Origin of the sequence: Parabacteroides sp. AF48-14 (genome assembly GCF_003477465.1) — a bacterium.
Classification (GTDB): Bacteria; Bacteroidota; Bacteroidia; order Bacteroidales; family Tannerellaceae; genus Parabacteroides; species Parabacteroides acidifaciens.
On the sequence record NZ_QUDI01000092.1, the window covers coordinates 1 to 2,120 of the forward strand.

The 2,120-nt window shown below is 43.5% G+C and carries 2 protein-coding genes; both read right to left on the minus strand.

Annotated features, from left to right (window positions below):
- Positions 1-333: 333 nt before the first annotated feature.
- On the minus strand, positions 334-1,197 hold the full coding sequence (locus DW083_RS21840; protein WP_122333820.1) for a glycine-rich domain-containing protein: 864 nt from the start codon (positions 1,195-1,197) through the stop codon (positions 334-336).
- A gap of 152 nt (positions 1,198-1,349) precedes the next feature.
- Positions 1,350-2,042 carry a hypothetical protein gene (locus DW083_RS21845; protein ID WP_115500642.1) on the minus strand — a complete coding sequence of 231 codons (693 nt, stop codon included), beginning with the start codon at positions 2,040-2,042 and terminating at the stop codon, positions 1,350-1,352.
- Positions 2,043-2,120: the final 78 nt, after the last annotated feature.

Here is a 2,120-nt window from a genome sequence, read left to right on the forward strand (position 1 = left end):
AACGCTGCCGACCCGCAGTGGATCTTGTTGATCCAGTCATCGCGGAAATCGGGGGCCAGGCCGACCCCGATTAGGCCGATGCAGGCGGCCATTGCTAACAAGCGCATTGTAAAGCTCGTACTTAGCTCCCATACAACCGGAAACAGGAACATTGCTGTTAGTGCCATGCTTGCACCAAAGATCAGTTTGTGATCGAGCGAATAATATGTAGCGCTAATACTGTAAGGCACGCCCTTTGCCTTTATGCACACCGCAGTCGTATAGCTGCGATGATTGCTAATGAAATAATTACTAATACCATGTCTTTAAAAGTTTAAGTTTATACAATCTATTCTACGCCCAATAACGGATAACAACAGTTCCATCACCACCGTCACCTCCTTTACCTGATCCATGAGGCCTACCAGATGTTTCATGACATCCGCCAACTCCGCCAGCACCACCGTATCCTGCCCCTCCTTCGGATTCGGCATAAGTATCATATCCGGAATAACTCGATCCATCTTGCCCAGAGCCTTCTGTATGTCCTGTTGATCTAAGCGGCTCGTATTTTTTTGTACCATAACCGCCTTTACCTCCGGATGTACCACCGGCATTTGGTTCAAATTCTATCTCACCAAAATCCCTGGTTGTATGACCTTGGCTTGTTCCTAAAATAACTCCACTTCTTTCTGGCGGTTGTTGTCCATCACTGTAAGATGCGTCTGCCGCAGGTCCCCATCCTCCAGCAGCAGAACAAGCTACACCTCCACTTGGTAATATCTGTTTTCCTGTTGAATCTGTTTCTCCTTTAAAAGCCTTTCCTCCTTCAGCGATATAAGTAGTGCTTCCTATTGTAACAGAAGTAGCTCCACCATCTTCACCGTATCGGGGATTACGACCGGATGTATTCACCCCTCCCAATCCCCCTTTTCCAACAACGATTTTAATCTGTTGTCCTGGCGTGACTCTAATAGCATCCCCATCTTTCACCCAAGAGTTATAGGACCCGGAAGATGTATTTGATTTCTTATATGTCTTTGTGTACCCAGATCCACCACCATATACCCCGTATCCATTTCCGCCACCAGCTCCAGCACCCACTAAGAATACATCAATCTCTGTGCATCCAGGAGGGACAGGCCAGTTGTATGTGCCAGCCGGATAAAACCGTTGTATGAACAACTTCTTTTTCTTACCAATAAGTGCCCTTCTCATACCAACCTCCTTTCCGCCGAAAGTCGGTCTAAATCTTGGTTTAAGAGGTGTTTACCCCCCCCCCCCCGTTAATACTTGTTAACATTGTTATTCCCATTGTTTTATCTCCTTTTTTTAATTAATTCATTATTTCATTTCTGGACAGATATGAGCTATATCTTTACGGCTCGAATTACCCCACCAGAAGACATGAATGCTCTTTGATATTGGAACTCATTTGATTTTAATATTGCGAAATAAAGTGTAGTTCTATCCGTATCTAAAACACATGGTAACAATGCCAAGAATGTAGAATCCAAATTTGGTACGCTCCATGACATATTTGGCTGATAAGGAATAAACATAGACTTTTCTCGGCTATCACCTATATACCATCCATCTACTCCATTTAGATTTTCTCTTACCTTATATTTTGCATTATAAAGTATTCCAAGCTCTTCAAAAGTAGGGACTCTCCATCCGTCAGGACAGGGATCGTACGGACCCTTATCTGGAGTCCATAAAGTTGGATACCTATCAGAATTTGTTTCAGAACACCAAGCATATTGATATGGACCTGGATTAGCACTCCAATTGTTTCCTATCAACTTAGAAGCGTTGTTTAAATCCTGTCCTTGATTTATCGTCATCTGTCCAGTCTGACACGTTTTTACAGAAGAAGGTGCTCCATAACGACGCCCCCATTGAAACATGCTTCCAAATGTTTCAGGAAGATCCGCAAAATAGTTATCTCCCGTTTGTATATCTGTGATAAGGCTGGTTGTAGCCCACTTCACGCCACCTATTTCAACATACGGGACATCTGTTCTGTGCTTTTCGTTGTTTAATAATACCCGTCTCTTCATGACTCACTTCTTTTGGGATTTGAACTATTACCTTATATCCGGGATGATCACCGTTGTCACACTATCGTTACGCACTAC